Origin of the sequence: Corallococcus praedator (assembly GCF_003612125.1) — a bacterium.
In the GTDB taxonomy this organism is placed as follows: Bacteria; Myxococcota; Myxococcia; order Myxococcales; family Myxococcaceae; genus Corallococcus; species Corallococcus praedator.
Map to the genome: position 1 here is coordinate 27,724 of NZ_RAWI01000014.1, position 23,420 is coordinate 51,143.

The window sequence follows — 23,420 nt, forward strand, 5'->3', positions numbered from 1 at the left end:
CCCCTGCCCCGCCCACGGACTACGGGGCCTTGCCCACGGTGAGCACCGCGCCCGTGGAGTACGCGGTGAACTCCGGCGCGTACATGGACTGCACCGTCGCCGGCCCCACGCGGAAGGTGCCCGCGAGGTTGGCGCGCAGCCGGTACTTGAACGTGTACTCGCCCACCGGCAGCGCTTCGAAGAAGAAGTTCGTCCCCGAGTCGCGCACCTCTTCGTACCAGACGATGCCCAGGTCCCACTTGTGGCGGGAGACGGCGTTCTCCGGCTCCAGGCCCGCGGCGCGCGGATCCCTCAGGTGCACGTACTCCGCCGCGTGCTTCGTGCGCAGCGACAGTTGCACCTCCACCTCGTCACCGGGCTGGAGCTTCGCGCCCTCGGCCAGCGGACGCAGCAGCGTCTGGTTGCCTTCGCGCACCCGCACGAAGTAGCGGCGCGACACGTGGAAGAAGTCCCCGCGCTCCTCCTTCGGCAACTCCTCCGTGGAGAAGTGCCACGTCGCGGAGGCGAAGGCGAAGCCCGGCGTCGTCTTCTCCACCACCGTGGTCGCCGTGGAGGGCTTCACCTCCGGCCCGGTGAGCACCACCTGGTTCTTCTTCCCCGTGTACACCTCCGGCGAGAAGACCATGGGCACGACCTTCGGCCCCACCGTCACCTTCAGCTCCTCGCGGATGCCCAGCGCCCCTTCCGCCTCCAGGTAGTTCACCAGCGCGTAGAGCGCCTCCGCCGTGGCGCGCGTGGACTTCCAGTGGCCCAGCTTCTTGTCCAGGAGCAGCCACTGCACCAGGCCCTCGCGGCGCGGGTCCTTGGGGCGCAATTCCGACAGCGTGCGCAGCGCGAACGCCTGCGTCTCCGTGGTGTCGTTGTACCAGAGCCAGCTGCGGTCCTCGGGCGCCCAGTACGTCCCCAGCTCCTCCGTCGTCTTCGCGGAGTCCATCACGCTGTCCCAGACCTTCAGCGCGTCCTGCGTCCGCGTGGAGCGGTGCAGCGTGAGCGCCAGGTAGCCCTTGAGGAACGGCGCGTGCTTCTTCCAGTGTTTGAAGGAGAACTCGAGCATGCGCTGCCGCTCGGCCGGCGTGAGCGCCTCGCCCGTGTAGCGCGCGTCCGGGTACGAGGACGCCACGAAGTTGAGGAACGTGAGGAACTCCCAGCCCTCGTCCTTCTTCATCAGCGTGTTGGCGTAGTCCGCCCGGAACTGCGTGGCCAGGTATGCCCAGGCCCGCGCGGTCATCTGCGGAGGCACCTCCACCCCGTGCTCCATCGCGCGCGACAGGCCGTGGAGGATGTAGACCGTCATGTACGGCGAGGGCGGGCCGCCCGGCCACCAGGGGAAGCCGCCGGAGGCCGTCTGCGCCTTCCTCAGCTTCTCCATCGACGCCTGGCGCTCCGCCTGCGCCACCTTGGGATCCAACACCCGCAGCAGCTTGTCCTCGGACTCGCCTCCACCCCGCGCCTCGGTGAGCCAGGGCGACTCCTCCAGCGTCATCTTCCGGTTCGGATCCACCGAGTCCCAGGTCTCGAAGCGCGTGGGCCGCTGGCTCATCTGCTTCGCCATCTTCGCCACCGCCGGGTGCTTCTCGTAGAGGCTGGAGACGATGCCGGAGGACACGAAGCGGTTGAGCGTCTGCTCCGTGCACTCGTAGGGATAGTCCACCAGGTACGGCAGCGCCTGGAGCACCGAATAGAAGAGCTGCGCGTCCACCGTGACGACCAGCTGCTCGTTCACCCGCGTGGGGTCATCCGAGCGCTTCAGGTCCTCGAACGTCAGCGTCTTGCGGTCGTTGTTGCGCAACGTCACGAAGCGCGACTGGGCCAGGTGCATGCGCCCCGGCAACACCGGCAGCGGACGCAGCTCGCCGTCGCTGAAGGCGCCCGACTTCGCGACGACGCGGAAGGCCACCGGGCCCACGCGCGCGGGCGTGGTGATGGGGAACCTCAGGTGCGTCCCCTTCCCCGCCGCCACCGTGAAGGACTGGGCGGCCACCTTCACGCCGAAGTCCGCGAGCAGGCTCTTCTGCGTGTCCGGATCCACGATGTCGAACGTGAGCTGGCCCTGCTGGGGACCCGCCCCCGCGTTGTTCACCACGACCTCCAGCTCCGCGCGGTCCCCCTCGCGCAGGAAGCGCGGCAGGTAGGGGCGCACCATCAGCTCCTTCACGCTGCGGGTCGTGCGCTGCAGCGAGCCGCCCTTCAGGTCGCGGGTGAGCGCGTGCACCCAGACGCTCCACGCCGTCACCGAGTCCGGCACGGAGAACTCCAGCACCGCCGCGCCGTCCGGCCCGGTGAGGAGCTGCGGAATCCAGAACGCCGTCTCCGCGAAGTTCGAGCGCAGCGGCGGCGGCGGCGCTTCCGGCGCGTTGTTGATCTCGATGACGGAGTACCGCTTCGCCTGGAGCTTCGCCTCCGGCTTCGGCGCCGAGGAAGGGGCCGGAGGGGGCGGCGGAGGCGGAGGCGCCCCAGGAGACCGCTCCTCCTCGGAGATGTCCGCCTCCCGCGAGCGTGCCACCGACATGGGCAGGGAGGACCGGACGCGCCGCCCGTAGCCGGGGCCGCCCAGCCCGTAGCCGCTGCCGAACTTCAACTGGTCCTGCTCCGGATCCGCCAGGGACCGGGTCCTGTCCAGATCGTCGAAGAGCCAGTCCGCCCCATTGCTGTTCACGGACGACCGGGTGTCGACCGACATCGACGTCTGGGGATACAGCTGCGCCACCTGGGGCGGCGTGTGCGGCCCGAAGAGCTCCAACGACTGATCGTACATGTACGCGAGCACCTCCGCCGCCCCCGCCTCCAGCTTCGCGCCCTTCGGCCCCTTCACCGTCACGCGAAAGGTCTCCTTCGCGCCGGGCCGCAGCGTGTCGCGGAAGGTGGCGAACTCCACGCTCAGCTCCTTGTCGTCGAAGGGGACGGCCACCGTCTGCTGGAAGCCCAGGTGCTGCCAGTCGCGCACCATCGACAGCGTCACCGTGAAGCCCCCGCGCAGCGACTCCGTCACCGGAATCTCCACCACGGCCCGGCCCTGCCCCGCGGTCAGTACGCGGTGCTCGATGCGCCGGGAGCCCTGGTACACGTCCATCGCCAGCGGCTGGCCCTCGAACCCGGAGGCCACCACCAGCCGCGCCACGTCACCCACCCGCACAGACGACTGCTCCGCCATCAGCAGGGCCGGCAACCCCGTGGGGGCCCGTGCGCCCGCGACCACGAAGTCGTGCTGCGCGAGGGCCTTCTGGCCGAAGGCATCCGTCGTCTCGTAGCGCAGGCGGTACACCCCCGCGCGCAGCGCCGGCAGCTTCACGGCCGCCACGCCATCCGCGCCGTGCGTCACCGCCGCCTGCGCCACCTCCGCGCCGTCCTCCCAGCTCCGCACCGTCGACGCCACGTCGAAGCCCTGTTCCCAGCGCGGCTTGAGCGCATCCCCCGGCGTGGGCGAGGACTCGCGGCGCTCCTGCACCGAGGCCTCCAGCGGACGCGGCGTCACGACCGGCGCCTCCGAAGGCATCAGCGGACGGGAGGGCTGCTTCAGGGCCAGCAGCCGCCAGCGTCCCGCGCCGGCCTGCGGCGCCCCATCCAGGTTCGAGCGCACCAGGCGCACGGCCGACGGCAGGTCCTCGCGGACGAAGCCCTGGTCCGCCTCCACGCGGCCCTCCACCGACACGAAGCCCAGCCGAAAGGCCCGGCTCGCGGAGCGCGTCTCACCGCCCTCGTCCGTCAGATCCGCCTCCACGCGGTAGCGCCACGACACGCCCGGCGTCTTCGCCAGCCGCTCGTCCGCCTCCGGGGTGAAGGCCACGGAGAAGCCGCCGTCCTCCCCCACCGACGCGGAGCCGGACGCCACCAGCTGCGACGACGTGGGGATGCGCTCCCAGAACCACCAGGGCGGCAGCACCGGCTCCCGCGACACGCGCCACTTCACCGCGCCGCTCGTCACCGGCAGACCGAAGAAGTAGCGCGCCTCGCCCTTGAACGTCGCGGGGCGGTTGAGACGGAGCGAATCGGGCGCGTCCTTCAGCGTCACCTCGAAGGTGGGCCGCTTGTACTCCTCCACGCGCACGGCGGCGTAGCCCGAGGGACTCGTCCGCACGAGCCACCGGCCCAGCGGACGACCCGAGGGCACCGTGAACTCCCCCGCCACCGAACCGAACGCGTTGGTGCGCGCCTCGCGGGTCTCCACCACCTGCCCGTTGGGGTCGCTGAGCGACACCGTCACCGGCGCGTCCGGCAGCACCTGATGGCGCTTCGTGCCCTCGTCCGCGCGATAGGCCACCACCTTCCACAACAGCTTCTGCTGCGGCCGGTACACGGCCCGGTCGGTGTAGATCAGCGTCTGCGTCAGCGTGTACGGGGGGCGCTCCGCGTACAGGTACACCGAGCCCGGGTACACCATCACGCCCTTGCCGCGCCCCAGCACCAGCATCCCGTTCGTGTTGTCCTCGCGGGCCTGCGCTTCGAGCGTGAGCTCCCCGCGCTCATCCGTACGGCGGTTGACGACGCTGAAGCGGCGCGTCTGGTAGTCCGACGTCACGAGCCGCGCCTCCACGTTCGGCGCGCCGGCCCCGGTCGCGCCGTCCACCACGCGCACCTCCACCCGTCCCGAACCGACCCGACGGACCACCACGGCCCACGGCGACACGTTCATCGTCACCGAGACGAGCTTGTTGTCCTTCTCCCGGAAGTCCTCGCGCAGGGACATCACCAGCGCGTACACGCCGGGCTGGAGCGGCGGCGGCGTGACGAAGGTCTGGTGCGTCTGGAAGTCAGGCGTCTTCGGCAGCGCCGTGCTCCAGACCGCCTCCGGCTTTCGCGTGCGGATCATCTTGCGCACTTCGTCGCCCGACGCGATGAGCGACAGGTCCTGCCCGGGCTTCGCGATCTTCGCCTCCACATCCAGCGCGAACGCCCGGAAGTGGACCGTCGGCACGTTGCGGTGGCGCAGTTCCAGGGAGCGCTTGCCCGCGCCGTCCACCTCCATCACCGTGGCGGACAGGTCCGGCGCCTCCAGGGCCTTCACCTTCGCGGCGCAGCGCAGCCCCCCGAACGACTTCGGCCACGCCTCTGCCCCTGCCTTCGCCGCGGCATGCGCGGACACCTTCCGCCCCGCCTCCTCCTCCAGCTCCGCGAGCTGGAGCTGTCCCACCGACCACCACGGCACGTCCCGGAAGTCCTTCAGGTGCGCGGCCAGGTGCTCGCGCACGCGCAGTTGATCCGCGGCGTCGGTGAAGGACGTGGTCAGGACGTCGTAGCGCCGCAGCCGCGCCTCCAGGGCCGCCTCGCGCCGGCCCGCCGCCAGGTGCCACGCCTCCAGGTCCCCCAAGAGCGCCGCCACCTTCATCAGCGGGTGCACGGCCGGATCCACCAGGTCCACCTTCGGCGTGCCCGAAAAGAGCGCGCCCAGTTCCAACCGGTACACCTGCTGCGCCTGCTCCGGCCGCCACAGGTCCGTGCGCTCCAGCAGCTCCACCCACAGGTACGTCACCGCGTCGCGCAGCGTGGAGCGGATGCCGGCCGGGTACGTGTTGGGCTGGATGTACTCCGCCAGCGCCTTCACCGGTTCGGTGCCCAGCTCCTGGCGCAGCGCCCAGACGGCGGCCTGCGCGCGCTGCGCCTCCGTCACCAACTGGTCCTTCGTCCACGCCTTCAGGTCCACCGGCCCCGAGGAGGCCACCTGTTCGCGCTGACCGATTTCGTAGCCGTACGCGTCCACGTAGTGCGTGAGCACCGCCGCGTAGAAGAGGTTCAGCGTGGCCCGCTGCCGCGCGTCGTCCGGCCAGGGCTGCTCGCGCAGGAAGCGCACCGCCGTCTCGTAGCCGTGCAGCTGCGTGCGAAGCTGCACGGTGCGCACCAGCGCGCGCGTCCACTCGTCCGCGTCCTTCTTCTGCTTCGCGGCGACGAGCCGGGCCTCCGCCCCCTGCGCGGCGGACTCCACCTTGTCGTCCGCGACGAGCGCGTCGATGGCCTTCCACGTCGGGGGCGGCTTCGCCTGGGCCCGCGCGGACACGGGGTGCAACAGCGCGAACGACAGCAGGCACAACAGGACGGCGAGCGCACGCGGGCGCGAAGGTTCAAACATGGGCGGCACTCTAGACGCCGCCCACCCCCTCGGGCGTTCCCTCTTCGCGTCAGGAAGCGACTGGAGCCGTGGGGGCCTCCGGGGCCCGGCGCCGCAGCCCCACCACGTAGACCTCCATGCTGGCGCCGCGCGTGGCCTCCGGCCGCACCACCTTCACCTCTTCGTACAGACGACGCACCTCGTCGCGGAAGGACTCGAAGTCGCCGCCCATGAAGACCTTGGCCACGAACGTGCCCCCGGCCCGGCCGCGCGCCGCCGCCACCTCCAGCGCCTTGCCAGCCAGCCGCAGGCTGCGCGCCTCGTCCGTGCCCTTGATGCCGGACGTCTTGGGGGCCATGTCGGAGATCACCGCGTCGTACGGCCCGTCGTACAGCGCGGCCAGCTTCGCGTCGAAGTCGTCCGCCAGCACGTCCAGCACCGCCGTCGTCACCTGCTTCTGCGAAAATGGCCGGATGGCGACGATGTCCACGCCGATGACGCGCCCGGAGACGCCCACCGCGTCCACGAGAATCTGGAGGAAACCGCCCGGCGCCGCCCCCAGGTCCAGCACCGCCGCGCCCTTCTTCACGGAGGTGGGGAAGCGCTTGAGGATTTCGTCGACCTTGAAGGCCGACCGCGCGCGCAGGCCCTCTTGCTTGGCTTTCTGGAAATAGTGGTCTTTAGGACGGTAGGACTTGCCCATGTCAGACCCCGTCCCTAGCATCCGCTACTGTCTTCGGAAAGCCGGAGCAGTCGCGGCCTGTTCAGCGTCCGCGCCAACGGATATTCCGGAGGGTTGAGGGCATGGGCACCCGGAGCGTGACAGCGGCCTTGACCATCTCCCTGCTCTTCGCGGGCGGAGCGGCGTTCTGCTACACGCGCGCCGAAACGCTCCAGGCGGAAGGGCGGTGGCTGATGGCCCGGAGCAACGCCCAGGCCTCCGACTTCGCCCAGAAGCTGGACGGGACGTCCGTGGACGCCCAGCTGAAGACCTTCAAGGAGCGGCGGGGCGTGATGGAGAAGGCCCACCGCTGGCAGCGGGGCATGCTGCTGGGCATCATGGCCTCCGTCCTGTCCGCCCTGTCCGCCTACGTCCTCTTCCTGCTCAAGCGGCTGGACGACCAGATGCTGGACGCCACCGGCGAGCTGCGCCGGCCCCAGGAAGCCTCGTCGCTGCCCGCCCCGGCGTTCACGCCCAGCGTCCAGCGCTGAAGGGCCCCAGGCCCCATCATTCTGGCAGGATGCCGCCCCGGCCCATTCACGGGGAGGACCTCGCCATGCCCGGTTGCGCGCACTGCGGACGCACGCTCGACATCATCGCCAACCAGGTGGGGCGCAACGACGCGTGCCCCGGCTGTGAGGAGGACCTGCGCTCGTGCCGCAACTGCCGGCACTTCGACCTGTCCGTGGCCAAGGCCTGCAAGGAGCCCTTCGCGGAGGTGCCCCGCGACAAGGACGGGGCCAACTTCTGCGAACTGTTCCAGTTGGGCGAAGGCGGCCTGCATCAGAAGGACTCGCGCGACGCGCTGCTCAGCGCCGCGGAGTCCCTCTTCCGCAAGAAGTAGCGACTAGAAGCCGTACAGCTTGGAGATGATCTCCTTCATCACCTCGGAGGTGCCACCGCCGATGGTGATGAGCCGCACGTCCCGCCACATCCGCGCGATGGGCGTCTCCTCGATGTAGCCCATGCCGCCGAAGAACTGCTGGCAGTCGTAGGCCACGCGCTGCGCGAGGTCGCCCGCGAACAGCTTCGCCATGGAGACCTCCTTCACCGGGTTCTCCCCCCGGTCGAACAGGTCCACCGCGTGGTAGGTGAGCCGCCGCGCCGCCTCCACCGCCGCCAGGTGCTCCACGAACTTGTGGCGCCACACCTGGAACTTGATGAGCGGCCGGCCGAACGCCTCGCGCTCGCCGCCGTACTGGATGGCGTCCTCCAGCATCCGGTCCATGCCGCCCACCGTGGTGATGGCCCCCACCAGGCGCTCGCCCTGGAAGTTCGTCATCACGTGGTAGAAGCCCTGGTTCTCCTCGCCCAGCACGTAGCGCGCCGGGATGCGGCAGTCCTCGAAGTAGAGGATGGCCGTGTCCGAGGACAGGTTGCCAATCTTGTCCAGCTTCTTGGAGACGCTGAACCCCTTCACGTCCGTGGGGAACGTCACCAGCGAGATGCCGCCGTAGCCCTGCTCACCGGTGCGCACCGCCAGCGTGATGAAGTCCGCGCGCGTGCCGTTGGTGATCCACATCTTGGAGCCGTTGATGACGTAGTCGTCGCCGTCCCGGCGCGCCGTCGTCTTGATGCTCGCCACGTCCGAGCCGCACCCCGGCTCGCTCACGCCCAGCGCCGCGATGCGCTCACCCTTGAGCGCGGGCTCCAGGAACTCGCGCTTCTGCTCGTCGGTTCCAATCTCGTTGATGATGGGCGTGGCCATCTGGCTCTGCACCAGCAGCGCCATGTTCACGCCCGCGTTGCGGCTGCGGCTCAGCTCCTCCGCGAACGCCGTCACGTACCAGTAGTCCAGGCCGCTGCCGCCGAACTTGGGGTCGTGGTTGATGCCCAGGAAACCCAGGTCACCGCACTTCTTGAAGAGCTCGCGGGGGAAGATGCCCGCGCGATCCCACTCCAGCCCGTACGGCGCCATCTCCTTCTCCACGAAGGCGCGCACCGTCTTGCGAAACGCCTCGTGATCCTCGGTGAACGGATTGAGCATCGCTGGTCCTCGGAAAGTGACTCGGGGGGGTGTTTCCGGCGTGGATTGACTCGCGAATCAATAACAGGCGCTTCGTGTCAGCCACAAGCAACGCACGCCGTCCCCTCCCCCTTGCACCGCGTCAATTCATGCTGACGCGATGCGACGCCCTCGGAGCGCAAGCCTCCGGGCAGGCAGGCGGCCCCCGGGGTCCCCTTGAGGGTGGATAGTCCGCATTACGGAGTATCCTCTTGACAGATAATCGAGCATCGGTAATTTCTAGTCCCCAAAGAATATCAGCCGGAGCAGGTATCCGGGCGGGTGATCCGCCGGACAACCGGCAGGAGTTCGGACGCGTGAATCAGCGAATCTTGGCCGCCGTGGTGGCCGTTGCGGTGTCGACGGCGGGCTGCTCGAAGGCGGGGGCGGAGAAGGCGCAGCTTCCGACGCCGCAGGAGGGCGCGAACGCGCTGGGTGTGAAGGCGATTACTCCGGCCACGGAGCTGGCGCAGAACGTCACGCGCGTCACCGGGCAGGTGCGCTCCAAGCAGGAGGCGACGCTGGGTCCGTCCGCCACCGGCACGCTCGCGAAGGTGAACGTGCGGGTGGGCGACAAGGTGAAGAAGGGCGACGTGCTGGCGGTGCTGGACACGTCCAACGTGCGCATCGCGGTGGAGCAGACGCGCGCGGCCAAGGACATGGCGGACGCGGCGCTGCAGCTGGCCACCAGCACCCTGGAGCGCACGCGCAAGGTCGCCGAGTCCGGCGGCGTCGCGGCCAACGCGCTGGAGCAGGCGGAGATCGGCCAGAAGCAGGCGGCGGCCCAGGCGGCCCAGGCCGGCGCGGCGCTGCGGCTGGCGGAGGAGAACCTGCGCGACCACAACATCACCGCGCCGTTCGACGGCATCATCACCTCGCGCACGAAGAACGTGGGCGACTCCGTGGCGATGACGCCCTCCACCCCGGTGTTCTCCATCGTGGACGCTGACGGGCTGGAGATCCGGATGCTGGTGCCGGAGTCGGTCATCGACAACGTGGCGCCGGGCACCGTGACGCCGGGCATCGTGAACCCCAGCGGCATGCGCTTCGAGGCGAAGGTCGCCAACGTGGGCGCCGTCATCGACGCGCAGAGCCGCACCGTGGAGGTGCTGGCGGACGTGACGGGCAAGACGGAGCGCCCGCTGCGCCCGGGCGCGCTCGTGGAGATGGACTTCTCCAAGGCCGCGGGCGACTCCGGCAACGGCCTGTTCCTGCCCTCGCAGGCGGTCAGCGCCAAGGGCCAGGACGGCTTCGTGTGGGTGGTGCAGGACGGCACCGTGCGCAAGCGCGACGTGCGCGTGCAGCGCGTGCTGCCGGGCTACGTGAAGGTGTTGCAGGGCCTCACGGCGGAGGAGCGCGTGCTCGCCGACGCCTCGCTGGACGTCAAGGAGGGGACCGCGGTGCGCGTCGCGCAGTAGCGCGAGCGACGGTCCTCCCTCCCCTCCCCTTTCCTTCGGGTACCTGAAGAATGCTCAAGACCTTCATTACACGGCCCATCTTCACCGCCATGCTGATGCTGGCGGTGGTGGTGTTCGGCTTGTTCGCCTATCCGCGCATCGGCGTGGATCAATTCCCCGACGTGGACTTCCCCGTCGTCACGGTGACGACGATCCTCCCGGGCGCGGACCCGGAGTCCATGGAGAAGAACGTCTCCGACCCGCTGGAGGAGGCGCTCAACACGCTCAACGGCGTGGACACGCTGCGCTCCGTCAACCTGGAGAGCGTTTCGCAGATCGTCGTGCAGTTCAAGCTGTCCACCAAGGTGGAGGTCGCCGCCCAGGACGTGCGCGACCGCGTGCAGGCCACGCTCAGCAAGCTGCCGGACGAAGTGGAGACGCCGGTCGTCGAGAAGTTCGACATCGGCGCGGCCCCCATCATCACCCTCGCGCTGGCCGGTCCCCTGCCGGTGGAGGAGCTGACGCGCGTCGCGGACGACATCGTGAAGCCCGCCCTGCAGCGTCAGCCGGGCGTGGGCAGCATCGACATCGTCGGTGGCCGTGAGCGGGAGATCCAGCTGGTGGTGGACCCGCAGCGGCTCCGCGGCTACGGCCTTGCCATCAGCGACGTCAGCCAGGCGCTCAAGGCGCAGAGCCTGGACGTCCCGGGTGGCCGCAGCACGGACAGCGGCCGCGAGCGCATCGTGCGGCTGACCTCCGAAGCGAAGAGCGTGGACGACATCCGGGAGATCGTCATCTCCAGCATGGGCGGCTCGCCCGTGCGCGTGCGCGACATCGCGGAGGTGGTGGACGGCCCCGCCGAGCAGCGCTCCAGCGCCAAGAGCGGGGATCGCAACGCCGTGGCGCTCGTGGTGCGCAAGCAGTCCGGCTCCAACACCGTGCAGGTGGCGGACCTGGTGAAGGAGTCGCTGGACGACATGAACAAGCTGCTGCCCGCGGGCGTGCAGGTGGAGACCGTGACGGACAACGCGCGGTTCATCCGTTCGTCCATCCACGCGGTGCAGGAGGACCTCATCCTGGGCGGCGTGCTGGCCGTGCTCATCGTGCTCGTGTTCCTGCGCAACCTGCGCTCCACCGTCGTGGCGGCCATCGCGCTGCCGGTGTCCGTCGTCGGTACGTTCGCGGTGATGGCGGCGCTGGGCTTCACCTTCAACATGATCACGATGCTCGCGCTGACCCTGTCCATCGGTCTGCTCATCGACGACGCCATCGTGGTCATCGAGAACATCGTGCGTCACATGGAAGAGGGCGCGTCGCCCATGCAGGCCGCGCTGGAGGGCGCCGGACAGATTGCCCTCGCGGTGCTCGCGGTGACGCTGGCCATCGTGGCGGTGTTCATCCCGGTGGCCTTCATGGACGGCATGATCGGCAAGTTCTTCTACCAGTTCGGTGTCACGGTGGCGGTGGCGACGCTCATCTCCTACGTGGTGTCGATGACGCTCACGCCCATGCTGTCCTCCAAGCTGCTGCGCGAGCACGGCCACCCGACGGGCGTCTCCGCGATGGTGGAGAAGGTGCTCGTGGGCATGGAGAACGGCTACCGCCGCATCCTGGCCACCATCCTGAACCACCGCGCGGTGTCGATGATCGTCGCGGTGCTGGTGCTCTTCGCCACCTTCGGAATGATGCGGTTCCTCAAGTTCACGTTCATCCCGGAGCAGGACAACGGCAACATCAAGCTCACGGTGGAGCTGCCCATCGGGTCCACCATCCAGGAGACCCAGGCCCAGCTGGACACGCTGGAGGCGCAGGTGCGCACCATCCCCGGCGTCACCTCCACGTTCACCACCGCGGGCGGTGGCGTGCAGGAAGAGGTCCACAAGGGCGAGGTGCTCATCAACCTGTCGGCCGTGAAGGACCGCAGCTTCAAGCAGAGCGAGCTGAAGACGTACCTGCGCCAGAACATGCACGCGCCCAAGGGCGTCATCCTGTCCGTGCAGGACATCTCCGGCGTGGCCGGCGGCGGCAACCGTTCGCAGGCGGTGCAGTACAACCTGCGCGGTGACAACTGGAAGGAGCTGACGGAGGCCGCGGAGAAGATGCGCACGGAGATGCTCAAGAACCCGGGCCTCACCGACGTGGACATGACGTACCGCTCCGGCAAGCCGCAGTACGACGTGCAGGTGGACCGCGACCGCGCGGCCACGCTGGGCGTCCCCGCCGCGTCCCTGGGCGCCACGCTGCGCGCCTACCTGGGCCGCGACAAGGTGCTGGACTACCGCGAGGGCGGTGAGACGTACGAGGTGAAGCTGCGCCTCACGCCGGAGACGCTGGCGTCCGCGGACGCGCTCGGCCAGCTCGCCGTGCGCTCGCCCACGGGGCAGCTGGTGGAGCTGCGCAACCTGGCGAAGATCACCCCCGCGGACGGCCCGGTGCAGATCGACCGTCAGGCCCAGCAGCGGCAGATCACCATGCTGGCGAACCTGGCGTCCGGGTACGCGCTCTCCGACGCCATCACCTACCTGCAGGCCTACTCCGCGAAGGAGCTGCCCAAGAGCGTCAGGGGCGAGCTGGAAGGCAACGCGAAGGAGCTGGGCAAGTCGGTGGCCGCCTTCGGCACCGCGCTGCTGCTGGGCATCATCCTCATCTACATGATCCTCGCGGCCCAGTTCGAAAGCCTCATCCACCCCTTCACCATCATGCTGTCGCTGCCCTTCGCCTTCATCGGAGCGATTGGCGGCCTGCTGATCACGGGCCAGTCCATGTCCATGTTCGCCCTCATCGGCGTCATCATGCTCATGGGTCTGGTGGTGAAGAACGGCATCCTCCTGGTCGACTTCACGCTCCAGGTGCGTGAGAAGGGCCGCACGGCGCACGAAGCCCTGCTGGAGGCCGCGCCCATCCGTCTGCGTCCCATCCTCATGACGACCATCGCGATGATCGCCGGCATGATCCCGGTCGCCATCGCGAAGGGCGACGGCGCGGAGACGCGCGCGCCCATGGCCATCACCATCATCGGTGGCCTCATCACCTCCACGTTCCTGACGCTGGGCGTGGTGCCGGTGGTGTACTCGCTGATGGATCAGCTCGCGGCGCGCTTCAGCCGCAAGAAGGACAAGGACGCGGGCTTCGCGGGTGGCGCGGGCCCGGCGCACGGCGCTCCCGGCAACCAGGATCGCGAGCGGGAGGCGGCCGCCGCGGCGGCCGCTCGGGTGGAGACGGCCTGATGCGCCGCCCCACCTCCATCACCCCGCCCCCGGACGCCGACGCGCGCTCCGGGGGGCAGGAGGAGGCCCTGGACGAGCCCGCCGACGAGCTGTCGCCGGCGGACCGTCTGCTCCAGGAAGGCGACCAGTCCACGCCGGACTCCCGTCGCTTCCTGGCGCTCCTCAAGGAGCTGGCCAACTTCCGCTCCTTGAGGGATCCGCTGGCCAGCCTCTGTGACGACATGCGGCTCACCCCCACCCAGGTCCATGCGCTGGGCTGGTTGGGGATGGACGGCCCCACCCAGGTGGGCGTGCTGGCGCAGCGCATCGGCATCACCAAGAAGACCATCACCGGGGTGGTGGACCGGCTGGAGGACATGGGGATGGTGGAGCGCGGGCGGGACGCGGAAGACCGTCGCGCCGTCACCGCGAAGCTCACCGACAAGGGCTGTGAGCTCTACAAGATCATCAACCTGATGACCGACTCGGGCGTCCGGCGGTTGATGGGCCTGCTGGAGCCCGCGGACCGCGAGTCGCTGTTCGGCATCATCGAGCGGATGCTCGCACGTTTGAAGAGCAGCTCCCCGGCGCGCTGAACCGGCTGGAAGATGCGCGGAAGGGCGCGGGCTGCGACACTGCCCGCGCCCATGCTCCCCTCTTCCGTGGCCCTGCTCGGGTTCATCCTGAGCGCTTCCCCACCCTCCCCGGCTCCGACGCCTGTCTCCGCGGCCTCGGTGCTCCATGCGCAGTGCCGCACGCACGCCGCGGATCCGAAGAACCCCTGGGCGCTGGCGCACGGAATGGACCTGGACGGCAGGGCCTTCCGCACCCGCGACGGGCGTCCTGCCTCGGAGGCCATCGTCGCGGGCTTCCTGCGCCGCGAGTCCACCGACGCGGGAACTCCGGCGCGCTACGTCTTCGACGCGTTCGCCCCGGATGGCACGCCCGTGGAGCCCCACCCGGCGCTCCAGGTGAAGACGTTCCTGCTGTCGGGCTACCCGATGTCCCACGCCTTCCCCGCGTCGTGGGGACCGGTGTCGCTGCGAGAGCTGGTGGCGTCGCTCCAGCAGGACTTCCGGCCCGCGCTCGCCACCTCGCCGGACGGCGCGTGGGCGCTGGATGCGCTGTCGCACGTGCTCAAGCCCGGAGGCTCGTTCCAGAACGGCGCGGGGGAGACGGTGCGCATCGACGCGGTGATGGACACCGCGCTGGGCACGCTGGAGTCCGCCAATGCGGCACTGGCGGAAGGAATGAAGGCCGGCCGCGCGGAGGTGCCCAAGAACAAACAGGGCATCTACGCGCACCCGTGCGGCGGGCTCCACTTCTTCCAGGCCGTCGCGGGCTGGGCCCGCTTCCCGTCGGTGCGCAAGGCGTGGGGCGCGCGGCTGGACGCGCAGGTGGACGTGCTCGTGTACCGGCTGGGTTCGGAGGCCCGGCAGTACGAGGCCGCGCTCGCCGCCGCGCCCGCGTACCGCATCCCGGTGCTGGTGCAGATGGTGAAGTTCTACGGGCACTGGCTGGAGGCGCTGGGGCGCTACCGGAACGAGACGGGCTGGAAGCCCACGCCCGCGCAGGCCCGCGCCGTGGCGGAGGCGCGCGCCGCGCTGGAGAGCGCCACCCTGCGGCTGGAGGCCACCGGCGCCTTTCGCGACACCGCGACGCTGGCCCTGAAGGAGCCCCAGCTCGCGCTGGACCTGGTGGGGGATGCGTGCCACGCGGCGCGCGGCTGGGACCTGTGGCCGGTAGCCCCCGGCGCGAAGTGAACCGGGGCCGTCAGGCGCCCTCGGTGCGCTTCCCCTTCCCGCGCAGGCGCTCGAAGCCCGCGGTCAGGGCCGAGCGTCCGGTGGCCATCCACCGGCGCCCGCGCTGACGGGCGACGATGACCGAGCCCAGGACCAGCCGCTGGGCGCGCATCTTGAGCAGGTCCGCGCGCAGCTCCGAGGGCGTCACGGTGCGCACGCGGCCCTGCTCGTAGGCCTCGGTGATGGCGCGGCGCTGGAGCTTGCCGCTGCTCGTCTTCTGCAACTGGCCGTAGCGGATGAACAGCACGTCCTTCGCCGGCAGCGTCACGCCCACCGTCTCCAGCACCGACCGGCAGACCTGCTGCTGACTCTCCTCCAGCCGCTCCAGCACGGAGGGGTGGTTCACCTCCGCCAGCACCACCAGCCGCCCCTGCACCTGGATGACGGCGGTGCGGCCCGGGCGGATGAAGGGCACGCGCTCCACCGCCTGCTCGAAGTCGGCGGAGAAGAAGCTCTGCCCGTTCACCTTGATGCGGTCGTTGATGCGCCCGGTGATGAAGAGCTCACCGCCCTGCTGGAAGCCCAGGTCGCCCGTCGCGTAATAGCCGTCCTCCCCGAGCAGCGGCCGGTCATCCAGGAAGTACGACGGCGCCAGGCTTCCGCCGCCCAGCTCCACCTCGCCCATCTCCCCTTCGCCGCACACCCGCCCGTCCTCGGCGCGCAGCCGCACCCGGAACTCCGACAGCGGCCGGCCCACGGAGATGGCGGGCTGGCCGTTGGGCGCGGTGACGACGCGCACCTCCTGGTAGGGCGCCGTGCTCGCGACCATCAGCACCGTCTCCGCCATGCCATAGCAGGGCATGAACACGTCGCGCTTCAGGCCCGCGGGCGCCAGCAGCGCCAGGAACTGCTGGAGGTTGGGGATGTTGATGGGCTCGCTGCCCAGGTAGATGGAGCGCACGCGCTTCAGGTCCATCCGCTTCACGTCCTCCGCGTCCAGGTCCTTGAGCGTCTTGAGCGCGTAGTCGATGGCGAAGTTGGGGATGACCGACCCGGTGACCTTCTCCGTCGACATCTGTTCGAACCAGCCCAGCGGATCCATCAGGAAGGCCGCGGGCTGCGACAGGAGCAGGTCATTGCCCTCCACGAGGCAGGTGAGCAGCCCGCCGATGAGGCCCATGTCGTGGTAGAGCGGCAGCCAGCTCGTCACCCGGTCGTCGTTCGTACGGCCGTCGTGCTGGACGATCATCCGCAGGTTGGCGGACAGGTTGCCCTGGGTGATGGGAATGCCCTTCGGGAACGACGTCGAACCCGACGAGAACTGCACGAACGCCAGCTCCTCGGGCGCGACCTCGCGCAGCCGCGCGCCCGCGCGCTTCACGCCCTCCGGAGGCATGGACAGGCGGGGCAGCGGCAGCTCCAGTCCGGAGAGGCTCGGCGCGTCCAGGATGCGCCAGGCGCCGTAGCGCTCGGTGATGCGCGCGAGGAAGTCGCGGTAGGGCCCCTTGGGCGTGCTCAGGATGTACGGCTTCACCGACAGGGGCAGCGCCCCCAGCTCCATCAACCCCAGGAAGGAGAAGAGGACGGCGGTGGACGTCTCGAAGGGGAGCACGACGCGCGCGCCGGGCGTCACGCCCTGGGCGCGGAAGAAATCCGCGGCCGCGGCCACCCGCGCGGGAAACTCCCGGTAGGGCACGAACGCAGGCGGTCCGACGAAGTCGTCGTAGACGAACAGCCCCCGGCGCGGATCCGCCGACTCCAACCGCTGGATGATTCCAAGCATGTGAATCCCCTCCTCGTGCTGTCTCACCACCACCGCTCCCGGACCGGCCCCGGAAGCGCTCAAGCCGGGGGCGACACCTGCCGCATCCACGACCACACCCGGGGCAGCACTTCCCGCCGCGCGCGCTCTCCACGCACCACGTCGAAGTGCCCCGCGTCCCAGCTCAACCCCTGCGCGCGGCCCAGGACGACCAATTCCTTTTGCGCGCTGCCCAGGTGCGCCACCAGCTTCTCCGCGCGGCGGGGCGAGGCATGGAACACGTCCGCCGCCCCCACGCCCGCGAACACCGGCAGCGTCACCTGTCCCAGCGCCTTCCAGTAGTCCGTCGCGCCGTCCGCGCTGCGAAAGGCCCCCGTGGGGGCCCAGTCGGTGAACTGCCGCATCACCCCCGCGGGTTCGTCCCAGGGCCCCTGCTTGAGCGCCTTCGCCGGGAAGCGGCCCAGGAGGCCCGCCACCGCCGAGGAGAACCCCAGCTGCACGCGCTTCTTCATCCCGCCGTCGCTGTAGTCATTCACCGCCGACGACAGCGTGCACACGCCCGACAGCATCGCCTGTGCGTCCGGCGCGAGCCCCAGCGCCGCCAGCGCCGCGTACCCGGCCATGCTGTGGGCCAGGAGGATGAGCGGCCCCTCGTGGCGCGCGCGCACGGCCCGCACCAGGTCCGGCACGTCATGGCGCACGTACGTGTCGAAGCTCCAGTCCCACGCGCGCCGGGCCGGCCAGCGGCTCTTGCCATGTCCTCGCAGCGAGGCGACGTAGGCCACGCAGCCGGAGTCCACGAAGAAGCGCGCGGGCCCGTCCACCTGGCTCCCCAGGAAGAAGCGGCCGTCGGAGAACAGGCCGGGCACGAAGAGCACGCCCAGCCGGGGCACGTTCGCGGACGCGGCCGGACGCACCTGGGTGACGTGCAGCGCGTGGTCGCCCGACGTGGGCACCCAGAACTCCTCCACGAGGAGGGCGGCTTCGACGGCGTGCGTGCTCATGGGGACGTCTCCCGGGAGGCCACCGCGTCACCGCGCGCGACCGTGAGGAACTGCTGCAGCGACGCGAGCGAACGGGTCGCCGCGTCCAGGAACGCCACGTTCACGACGGCCTCCACCGCGAGGGACGCGCTGCCCTCCCCCAGGTACACGCGCTGGCGGAAGCTCGCGCGGTAGTTCAGGCCGTCCTCGTCCAGGTCATCCCCGGCGGGCGACTCCAGCACCGTGCGCACCACCACGTCACCGGGCGGAATCTCACGCCGGTAGTCCACCTCCACGCGCGACACCACCGCCACCACCGTCCCGCCGCGCGACAGGCCGTGGTGCGCGAGCCACGCCCAGCGTCCGGCCTCCAGGTACTCCAGCGCGGTGGCGTTGTTCACGTGGCCCAGGCTGTCCAGGTCGTTGGGGCGCACGCTCAACGTCAGGGAGACTTCATCGAAATGCACGGGGGACATCCTCACTTCTCACGGCACGCCAGGGAGCTTCAGGAGCGGGGCACGTGCATCACGACGACCACCGTCGAGACGAAGCCGCCGCTGTGCGACAGCGACACGGAGACCTGCCACCCTTCGCGCGTCAGGTGCTCCGCGAGCGCCCCGTGGAAGTGGAAGCGGGGCGCGTGCCGCGCGTCGTGGAGCAGCTCCGCGTCGGTCCAGAACCAGGTGTCGATGCGGGGCAGCGCCTTGAAGAGGGCCTCCTTGGCGCTGAAGCCCGCGGCCATGCTCTCCACGGGAGAGCGCGCGTGGGCGAAGCGCTCCAGCTCCGCCGCCGTGAAGAACACGTCCGGTTCGAGCAGCGCCCGCGTGGCCTCCAGCTCCGCGACGGACTGGAGGTCATGGCCCAGGCCCATCAACACCCGACGAGGTCCATCCAGGTGTCCTCGACGGCCTCGCGCGAATCCACCGTGATGCCGGTGATGCGCTTGAGCGCGTGGAAGATGAGCTGCTCCTTCTTGCGCAGCGCATCCGGCGTGTACATGCCCTCGCGGTGCTCCAGGTGGTCCCACCAGTTGACGTGGGTGTCGCGCGCCTCCACCCGCTCGCGCTTGCTGCCGTGCACCTCACCGCCGTCGCGCAGGAACAGGTGCGCCACCGCGAAGGCCTCCTTCGCCCGGTACGCCCCGCTGTCCACCAGCGCCTTGGCGAAGGCGATGAAGTTGTTCATGTGCTGGATTTCATCCGCGGCCACCTGCTTGAAGAGCGCCCGCAGGCCCGGGTCCTCGATGATGGCCGCGCACTGGCCGTAGTTCACCGCCGCCACGACCTCGGAGATGGCCAGCAGCGTCAGCGTGCGCAGCATGTCGTCGTCGGGGAACACCTTGCGGAACTCGATGAAGGTGGCGTTGGAGACGCGCTCCAGCTTCATCACCGTGGAGATGCGGTTGAACGCCGTCTCGTGGTGCGCCTCCTCCTCGTTCCAGTAGCGGCTCCACGTGCCACACGCCTGCATGATGGCCGCGACCGTCGGGTCCTTCTCCAGCCACCGCCGGCACTCCGCGTCCGCCAGCCGCTCCAGGCGGTCCGCGCCCGGCTTCGTGGTCAGCTCCGCGCGGCCCGCGTTCCACACCAGGTGACGGTCGGACTCACTCACGCGCGCGAAGTCCACCGCGCCCAGCGCCTCTACCACGCTCCAGCGCCGGGACTCGTGCAGCCGCTGCTGCTCCCACGCCAGGTCCACCAGCGACAGGCCCTGCACCGTGAGGGCGTGGTGCAGCTCCGCCACGATGGCCGGACGGGCCTCCACGACGTCTTCCACCGACTGCGACGGCTGGGAATGGATGCTCATGCGCTCTTGCGCTCCGGGTTGCGGACTTCTTCCAGGAAGATGGCGAGGACCTTCGACACGGGGGTGTCGAGCGACAGCGCCGGCAAACGCACTCTCAGTCCAAAATCCTTTCGCAATCCGTTCGAGGTCCGCGCGAAGGCCTCCATCAAATCCACACTGTTCGTCATCCGGTCCGAGCGCGTGATGAGGGCCGCGAGCGTCATGTCCTCCGAGAGCAGTTCGGCTTCTGGCAGACCTACGTGTTCCGAGAACTTACGGAGGAGGTAGGACTCCAAATCCTGTGCGTCGGGCATGTGTTGACTTTCCTTCCGGGGGGCTGAAAGTCGATTCCACAGTCAAAAATCTAGCTGTCGCTGAACGGCTGTCAATTGCCAAGCGCGAAGGCCCGGATTCCCCTGGAAAATGCCGCGCGGCGACTATGTTTCACACACCCAGACGCGAGATTTCTTCAGCGGTGAAACCCGCCGCCTCAAGGATGACGCGGGAGTGCTGGCCCAGCGCGGGCGGTGGACGCAACGCGACATCCCCCATGCGCAGCGGCGTGAGCAGGTGCGTTACGCGAATGCCGCGCTGCGCATCCTCCGTCTCCACGAAGAGGCCGCGGGCGCGCAGCTGTGCATCGGACAACAGTTCATCCCCCTCCGCGACGGGCTCCACGCAGAGGTCCGCGCCGGCCAGCAGTTCGCGCCAGTGGGCCAGGGGTTCGCTTTCGAAGATGCGCTGGAGCTCCGCCTTCACCCGCTCGCCGGGTTCACCTGGCACGTACGCATCGTCCAGCAATTCCGGGCGGCCCAGCTTCGCCGCGAGCGCTCCGAAGAACTTGGGCTCCAGCGCGCCCACCGCGAGCCAGCGGTTGTCCGCGGTGCGGTACAGGCCGTAGCTGGGGTAGCCGCCGTTGAGCGCCTCGCGGCCGCGCGTGAGCGGCGTTCCTTGCGCGCCGGCGAACAGGCGCGCGGCCAGGTGCAGGTGCAGGAACGCCAGCGCGCCGTCCGTCATGGACACGTCCACGAAGCGGCCCACGCCCGTGCGCTCGCGCTCGTGCAGCGCGGCGAGGATGCCCACCAGCGCGAACAGGCTGCCCCCTCCAATGTCCGCCACCTGCACGCCCGGGAACGCGGGGGCGCCGTCCGCTTCGCCGCCGTAGCCCAGCAGGCCCGCCCGGGCCACGTAGTTCAGGTCATGCCCCGCCTTGAGCCGGTCCGGGCCCGTCTGCCCGTAGCCGGAGATGGCGCAGTAGATGAGCCGGGGGTTCTTCGCGCGCAGCACCGCTTCTCCCACGCCCAGCTTGTCCATGACGCCGGGCCGGAAGCTCTCCACCAGCACGTCGTAGTGGGAGACGAGGCGCAGGAGCGCGTCGCGGCCCTCCGGCGTCTTGAGGTTCAGCGCCAGCGAGCGCTTGTTGCGGTGCAGCCCGTAGAAGAGCGCGCCCTCGCCGTCGCGCTGGGGCGGCATGTGCCGGGTGGCGTCCCCCACGTCCGGATCCTCCACCTTGTCGACGGTGGCCCCCAGGTCCGCCAGCACCAGCGTCGCGTAGGGGCCGGGCAGCAGGCGCGACAGGTCCAACACCCGCAGGCCCGCGAGGGGCGATGACGACGGAGACATGAGGGGGGTTACTCCAGGAGGGGGAGGATGAAACGGAAGACGGCGCGTTCCCCGTGGAAGGAAACGCGCCGCCGACTCGACACGGGAAGCGACTGGTGCGGGCTTCGGCTCAGCCGAGCAGCTTCGCGAGCTTCATCGCGAGGCCCATGTCCATCGGCTTGAACTTGAGCTTGCCCTGCATGGCCGCCATCTGCGCGTTCAGCTTCTTCTCGCGGATCTTCACGAAGTCGTCGTTGCTGACGGTGACCGTCATCTTCGACGCGCCCTCGATGCCCGAGGACACCCAGCCCTCCGACTTGGTGGCGTCCAGCGTCCACTTGCCTCCGCCCTCACCCGAGATGTCGAAGTGGATGATGGCGTTGATGTCCTTCGCCAGCTCCGGCTTCTCCTTCAGGACGGCGGGAATGTCGGTCTCGATGATGTCCTTCGCGGTCGCCATGACTCGCTCCTTTTCTCAGCGTTGATTGGTGAATCAGTCCGCGCGGACCGTAACGGCGGCTCCCCCGTCGGGTCAAGCACGGGAGGCAGCGGTTTCAGATGCGCGTCGTTTCCACCACGGGATTGAGGGAGTGGCGGACCATGGCCAGCAGGTCGTTGAGTTCGAACGGCTTGGCCAGGTGTCCCACCGCGCCAATGTCCTTCGCCTTGCTGCCGACGTTCCGGTCCGCGCTCAGGACGATGAGCGGAATCGACGCGACGGACGGCTTCTGGCGCATGCGCTGGGCGAACTCCCACCCGTCCATCACCGGCATCATCAGGTCCAACAGGATGAGCTGAGGCGGGTCCGGCTCCAGGCGCTCCAGGGCTTCCTTTCCGTTGCGTGCGCGGCGGATTTCAAAGCCCTCGGCTTCGAGGATCTCCGAAAGGGCCTCCAGGATGTCGGGATCATCATCCACGACGAGAACGACGGGCGAACCAGTCTGCTGTGCGTTGAGCGAGGTCAGTGGTGTCTCCTCGATGCCGCTTCCGGAGCCTAGCTTCCACCATCCGAGGACCGTCTGGCGCAAGAAATTAAGGCGCCCCCGCTCCGAGCGGGAGCCCGTTGCAAAACCGACAGTCACTGCCCACCCTTCCGGAGACCGAAAGATGGCGCAGGGGGAGGTCCGCGTGACGTGGATGGGGGAGACAGCGGCAGGTCACGAGCCAGCACCCGGCCTCGTGCTCCTGTCCCGACAGGGGACGCCGCGCCTGCTTGGCCCCCTGCTGCTCGAGCACCTGGGCCTGGAGGCCCTGCCGCCCGTCCTGGCCTCCGACGGGCTGGAGGGCCTGCTGACGTCCGCGGGCTTCCATCCGCGCGAGGGCGTCCGGGGCGTCTGGGAGCGTGAAGGCCGCGCGCTGATGGCCGGCGAGGAGGCGCTGGAGGACGGCGGGCGGCTGGTGTGGACGCTGCCGGTGCCCTGGAGCAGCGAGCGCGTGACGGAGCGCGTGCGCTACCTGTCACTCGCCTCGCACGACCTGCGCGGCTCGCTGGCGAACATCCGCTCGTACGCGGCGCTGCTGCTCAACGGGCGCGTGCCGCTGGAGCCCAAGGCGCAGCGCGGCCTGGAGACCATCCTGCGCAACGCGGACCGCTCGCTGGCCTTCGCCCAGGACTTCTTCGATTCGAGCCGCGCGGAGCTGGGCGCGCTGGCCGTGGAGCGCGAGCGACAGCCGCTCCTGCCCATCCTGGACGCGGCGGTGGAGCGCACGCGGGCCGCGGCGTCCGCCGCCAGCGTGGCGCTGGTGCTGGACGCGCTGCCGGACCTGCCCGACGTGGAGGTGGACGCGGGCCGCATCCAGCACGCGGTGGAGGCCTTCGTGCACCACCACCTGGTGCGCGCGCAGCCGGGCGAGGAGCTTCACGTCCGGGCCGCCCGGCTGGGACCGCAGGTGCGGGTGGAGGTGCGCCGCGACGGCGCGCCCGTTCCGGAAGAGGACATCGCCGCCGTCTTCCAGTGCGAGGAGCGCGCGTTCCGCGAGCGCAAGCTGGAGGATCCGCTGCGCGTCTTCCTGGCCCTGCAGGAGGTGGAGGCGCACGGCGGCCAGGTGGGCGCCCAGGCGGACGAAGGCGGCAGCACCCTCTTCCTCACGCTGCCGGTGCCGCGGGTCCGGGAGCTCGCGCATCCGGCGGGCTGGCAGGCGTGAGCGGCCCAGGCGGGAGTTGCTAGCGCGACCCA

The 23,420-nt window shown here is 69.8% G+C and carries 19 protein-coding genes; 7 read left to right on the forward strand and 12 right to left on the reverse strand.

Going from position 1 to position 23,420, the window contains the following annotated elements:
• Positions 1-19: 19 nt before the first annotated feature.
• On the reverse strand, positions 20-6,061 hold the full coding sequence (locus D7Y13_RS48585) for an alpha-2-macroglobulin family protein (protein ID WP_120582799.1): 6,042 nt from the start codon (positions 6,059-6,061) through the stop codon (positions 20-22).
• A gap of 49 nt (positions 6,062-6,110) precedes the next feature.
• Positions 6,111-6,764 (reverse strand): SAM-dependent methyltransferase, encoded by a 654-nt coding sequence (locus tag D7Y13_RS03475; RefSeq protein ID WP_120531857.1) that lies wholly within the window; start codon positions 6,762-6,764, stop codon positions 6,111-6,113.
• Positions 6,765-6,844: 80 nt separating this feature from the next.
• Here D7Y13_RS03475 and D7Y13_RS03480 point away from each other — a divergent pair, with 80 nt between their 5' ends.
• Positions 6,845-7,252, forward strand: a complete 408-nt coding sequence (locus tag D7Y13_RS03480; RefSeq protein ID WP_120531856.1) for a hypothetical protein — start codon at positions 6,845-6,847, stop codon at positions 7,250-7,252.
• 65 nt (positions 7,253-7,317) lie between these two features.
• Positions 7,318-7,605, forward strand: coding sequence for a hypothetical protein (locus tag D7Y13_RS03485; protein WP_120531879.1), 288 nt, complete (start codon positions 7,318-7,320; stop codon positions 7,603-7,605).
• Between the two features lie 3 nt (positions 7,606-7,608).
• On the opposite strand, the gene D7Y13_RS03490 is transcribed toward D7Y13_RS03485, so the two are convergent.
• Entirely contained in the window at positions 7,609-8,748 is a 1,140-nt protein-coding gene (locus D7Y13_RS03490) for an acyl-CoA dehydrogenase family protein (RefSeq protein ID WP_120539866.1), read from the reverse strand.
• Positions 8,749-9,083: 335 nt separating this feature from the next.
• Here D7Y13_RS03490 and D7Y13_RS03495 point away from each other — a divergent pair, with 335 nt between their 5' ends.
• The 4 genes from D7Y13_RS03495 to D7Y13_RS03510 are packed head-to-tail and all read left to right on the forward strand — an operon-like array spanning position 9,084 to position 15,132.
• Positions 9,084-10,184: an efflux RND transporter periplasmic adaptor subunit gene (locus tag D7Y13_RS03495; RefSeq protein ID WP_120531854.1), complete on the forward strand. Its 1,101-nt coding sequence runs from the start codon at positions 9,084-9,086 to the stop codon at positions 10,182-10,184.
• A 50-nt stretch (positions 10,185-10,234) separates the two neighbouring features.
• Positions 10,235-13,390, forward strand: a complete 3,156-nt coding sequence (locus tag D7Y13_RS03500; RefSeq protein ID WP_120582800.1) for an efflux RND transporter permease subunit — start codon at positions 10,235-10,237, stop codon at positions 13,388-13,390.
• Positions 13,390-13,965 carry a MarR family winged helix-turn-helix transcriptional regulator gene (locus D7Y13_RS03505; RefSeq protein ID WP_120531852.1) on the forward strand — a complete coding sequence of 192 codons (576 nt, stop codon included), beginning with the start codon at positions 13,390-13,392 and terminating at the stop codon, positions 13,963-13,965. Before D7Y13_RS03500 ends, D7Y13_RS03505 begins: the two co-directional genes overlap by 1 nt.
• A 51-nt stretch (positions 13,966-14,016) precedes the next feature.
• Complete coding sequence (locus tag D7Y13_RS03510) at positions 14,017-15,132, forward strand: hypothetical protein (RefSeq protein WP_120582801.1); 1,116 nt, start codon at positions 14,017-14,019, stop codon at positions 15,130-15,132.
• 10 nt (positions 15,133-15,142) lie between these two features.
• On the opposite strand, the gene D7Y13_RS03515 is transcribed toward D7Y13_RS03510, so the two are convergent.
• The 9 genes from D7Y13_RS03515 to D7Y13_RS03555 all read right to left on the reverse strand — a co-directional run bounded on the left by D7Y13_RS03515 (position 15,143) and on the right by D7Y13_RS03555 (position 22,160).
• Positions 15,143-16,894 (reverse strand): AMP-binding protein, encoded by a 1,752-nt coding sequence (locus tag D7Y13_RS03515; RefSeq protein ID WP_120582802.1) that lies wholly within the window; start codon positions 16,892-16,894, stop codon positions 15,143-15,145.
• A 59-nt stretch (positions 16,895-16,953) separates the two neighbouring features.
• A complete protein-coding gene (locus D7Y13_RS03520; RefSeq protein WP_120582803.1) occupies positions 16,954-17,877 on the reverse strand; it encodes a serine aminopeptidase domain-containing protein in 924 nt (307 codons plus the stop codon).
• Positions 17,874-18,332, reverse strand: coding sequence for an acyl-CoA thioesterase (locus D7Y13_RS03525; RefSeq protein WP_233595365.1), 459 nt, complete (start codon positions 18,330-18,332; stop codon positions 17,874-17,876). The genes D7Y13_RS03520 and D7Y13_RS03525 overlap by 4 nt, the downstream gene beginning before the upstream one ends.
• Positions 18,333-18,361: 29 nt before the next feature.
• Positions 18,362-18,727 carry a holo-ACP synthase gene (locus D7Y13_RS03530; RefSeq protein ID WP_120531848.1) on the reverse strand — a complete coding sequence of 122 codons (366 nt, stop codon included), beginning with the start codon at positions 18,725-18,727 and terminating at the stop codon, positions 18,362-18,364.
• The gene (locus tag D7Y13_RS03535; RefSeq protein ID WP_199732698.1) at positions 18,727-19,662 is read right to left on the reverse strand and encodes a ferritin-like domain-containing protein; all 936 of its coding nucleotides are present in this window, start codon (positions 19,660-19,662) and stop codon (positions 18,727-18,729) included. The genes D7Y13_RS03530 and D7Y13_RS03535 overlap by 1 nt, the downstream gene beginning before the upstream one ends.
• Entirely contained in the window at positions 19,659-19,955 is a 297-nt protein-coding gene (locus D7Y13_RS03540; RefSeq protein ID WP_120531847.1) for a hypothetical protein, read from the reverse strand. Before D7Y13_RS03540 ends, D7Y13_RS03535 begins: the two co-directional genes overlap by 4 nt.
• Positions 19,956-20,085: 130 nt before the next feature.
• The gene (locus D7Y13_RS03545) at positions 20,086-21,264 is read right to left on the reverse strand and encodes a CaiB/BaiF CoA transferase family protein (RefSeq protein WP_120531846.1); all 1,179 of its coding nucleotides are present in this window, start codon (positions 21,262-21,264) and stop codon (positions 20,086-20,088) included.
• Positions 21,265-21,373: 109 nt separating this feature from the next.
• Positions 21,374-21,703 carry an SCP2 sterol-binding domain-containing protein gene (locus D7Y13_RS03550; RefSeq protein WP_120531845.1) on the reverse strand — a complete coding sequence of 110 codons (330 nt, stop codon included), beginning with the start codon at positions 21,701-21,703 and terminating at the stop codon, positions 21,374-21,376.
• Between the two features lie 94 nt (positions 21,704-21,797).
• Positions 21,798-22,160: a response regulator gene (locus D7Y13_RS03555; RefSeq protein WP_199732701.1), complete on the reverse strand. Its 363-nt coding sequence runs from the start codon at positions 22,158-22,160 to the stop codon at positions 21,798-21,800.
• 220 nt (positions 22,161-22,380) lie between these two features.
• Here D7Y13_RS03555 and D7Y13_RS03560 point away from each other — a divergent pair, with 220 nt between their 5' ends.
• Positions 22,381-23,388 carry a sensor histidine kinase gene (locus D7Y13_RS03560; protein WP_120582809.1) on the forward strand — a complete coding sequence of 336 codons (1,008 nt, stop codon included), beginning with the start codon at positions 22,381-22,383 and terminating at the stop codon, positions 23,386-23,388.
• Positions 23,389-23,420: the final 32 nt, after the last annotated feature.

Bases quoted from the DNA above. Each gene is read 5' to 3' on its own strand.
- D7Y13_RS48585 (WP_120582799.1), bottom strand. From the start codon at position 6,061: ATGTTTGAACCTTCGCGCCCGCGTGCGCTCGCCGTCCTGTTGTGCCTG.
- D7Y13_RS03550 (WP_120531845.1), bottom strand. From the start codon at position 21,703: ATGGCGACCGCGAAGGACATCATCGAGACCGACATTCCCGCCGTCCTG.
- D7Y13_RS03475 (WP_120531857.1), bottom strand. From the start codon at position 6,764: ATGCTAGGGACGGGGTCTGACATGGGCAAGTCCTACCGTCCTAAAGAC.
- D7Y13_RS03520 (WP_120582803.1), bottom strand. From the start codon at position 17,877: ATGAGCACGCACGCCGTCGAAGCCGCCCTCCTCGTGGAGGAGTTCTGG.
- D7Y13_RS03505 (WP_120531852.1), top strand. From the start codon at position 13,390: ATGCGCCGCCCCACCTCCATCACCCCGCCCCCGGACGCCGACGCGCGC.
- D7Y13_RS03560 (WP_120582809.1), top strand. From the start codon at position 22,381: ATGGGGGAGACAGCGGCAGGTCACGAGCCAGCACCCGGCCTCGTGCTC.
- D7Y13_RS03500 (WP_120582800.1), top strand. From the start codon at position 10,235: ATGCTCAAGACCTTCATTACACGGCCCATCTTCACCGCCATGCTGATG.
- D7Y13_RS03515 (WP_120582802.1), bottom strand. From the start codon at position 16,894: ATGCTTGGAATCATCCAGCGGTTGGAGTCGGCGGATCCGCGCCGGGGG.
- D7Y13_RS03530 (WP_120531848.1), bottom strand. From the start codon at position 18,727: ATGGGCCTGGGCCATGACCTCCAGTCCGTCGCGGAGCTGGAGGCCACG.
- D7Y13_RS03510 (WP_120582801.1), top strand. From the start codon at position 14,017: ATGCTCCCCTCTTCCGTGGCCCTGCTCGGGTTCATCCTGAGCGCTTCC.
- D7Y13_RS03525 (WP_233595365.1), bottom strand. From the start codon at position 18,332: ATGTCCCCCGTGCATTTCGATGAAGTCTCCCTGACGTTGAGCGTGCGC.
- D7Y13_RS03545 (WP_120531846.1), bottom strand. From the start codon at position 21,264: ATGTCTCCGTCGTCATCGCCCCTCGCGGGCCTGCGGGTGTTGGACCTG.
- D7Y13_RS03540 (WP_120531847.1), bottom strand. From the start codon at position 19,955: ATGCCCGACGCACAGGATTTGGAGTCCTACCTCCTCCGTAAGTTCTCG.
- D7Y13_RS03535 (WP_199732698.1), bottom strand. From the start codon at position 19,662: ATGAGCATCCATTCCCAGCCGTCGCAGTCGGTGGAAGACGTCGTGGAG.
- D7Y13_RS03490 (WP_120539866.1), bottom strand. From the start codon at position 8,748: ATGCTCAATCCGTTCACCGAGGATCACGAGGCGTTTCGCAAGACGGTG.
- D7Y13_RS03485 (WP_120531879.1), top strand. From the start codon at position 7,318: ATGCCCGGTTGCGCGCACTGCGGACGCACGCTCGACATCATCGCCAAC.
- D7Y13_RS03480 (WP_120531856.1), top strand. From the start codon at position 6,845: ATGGGCACCCGGAGCGTGACAGCGGCCTTGACCATCTCCCTGCTCTTC.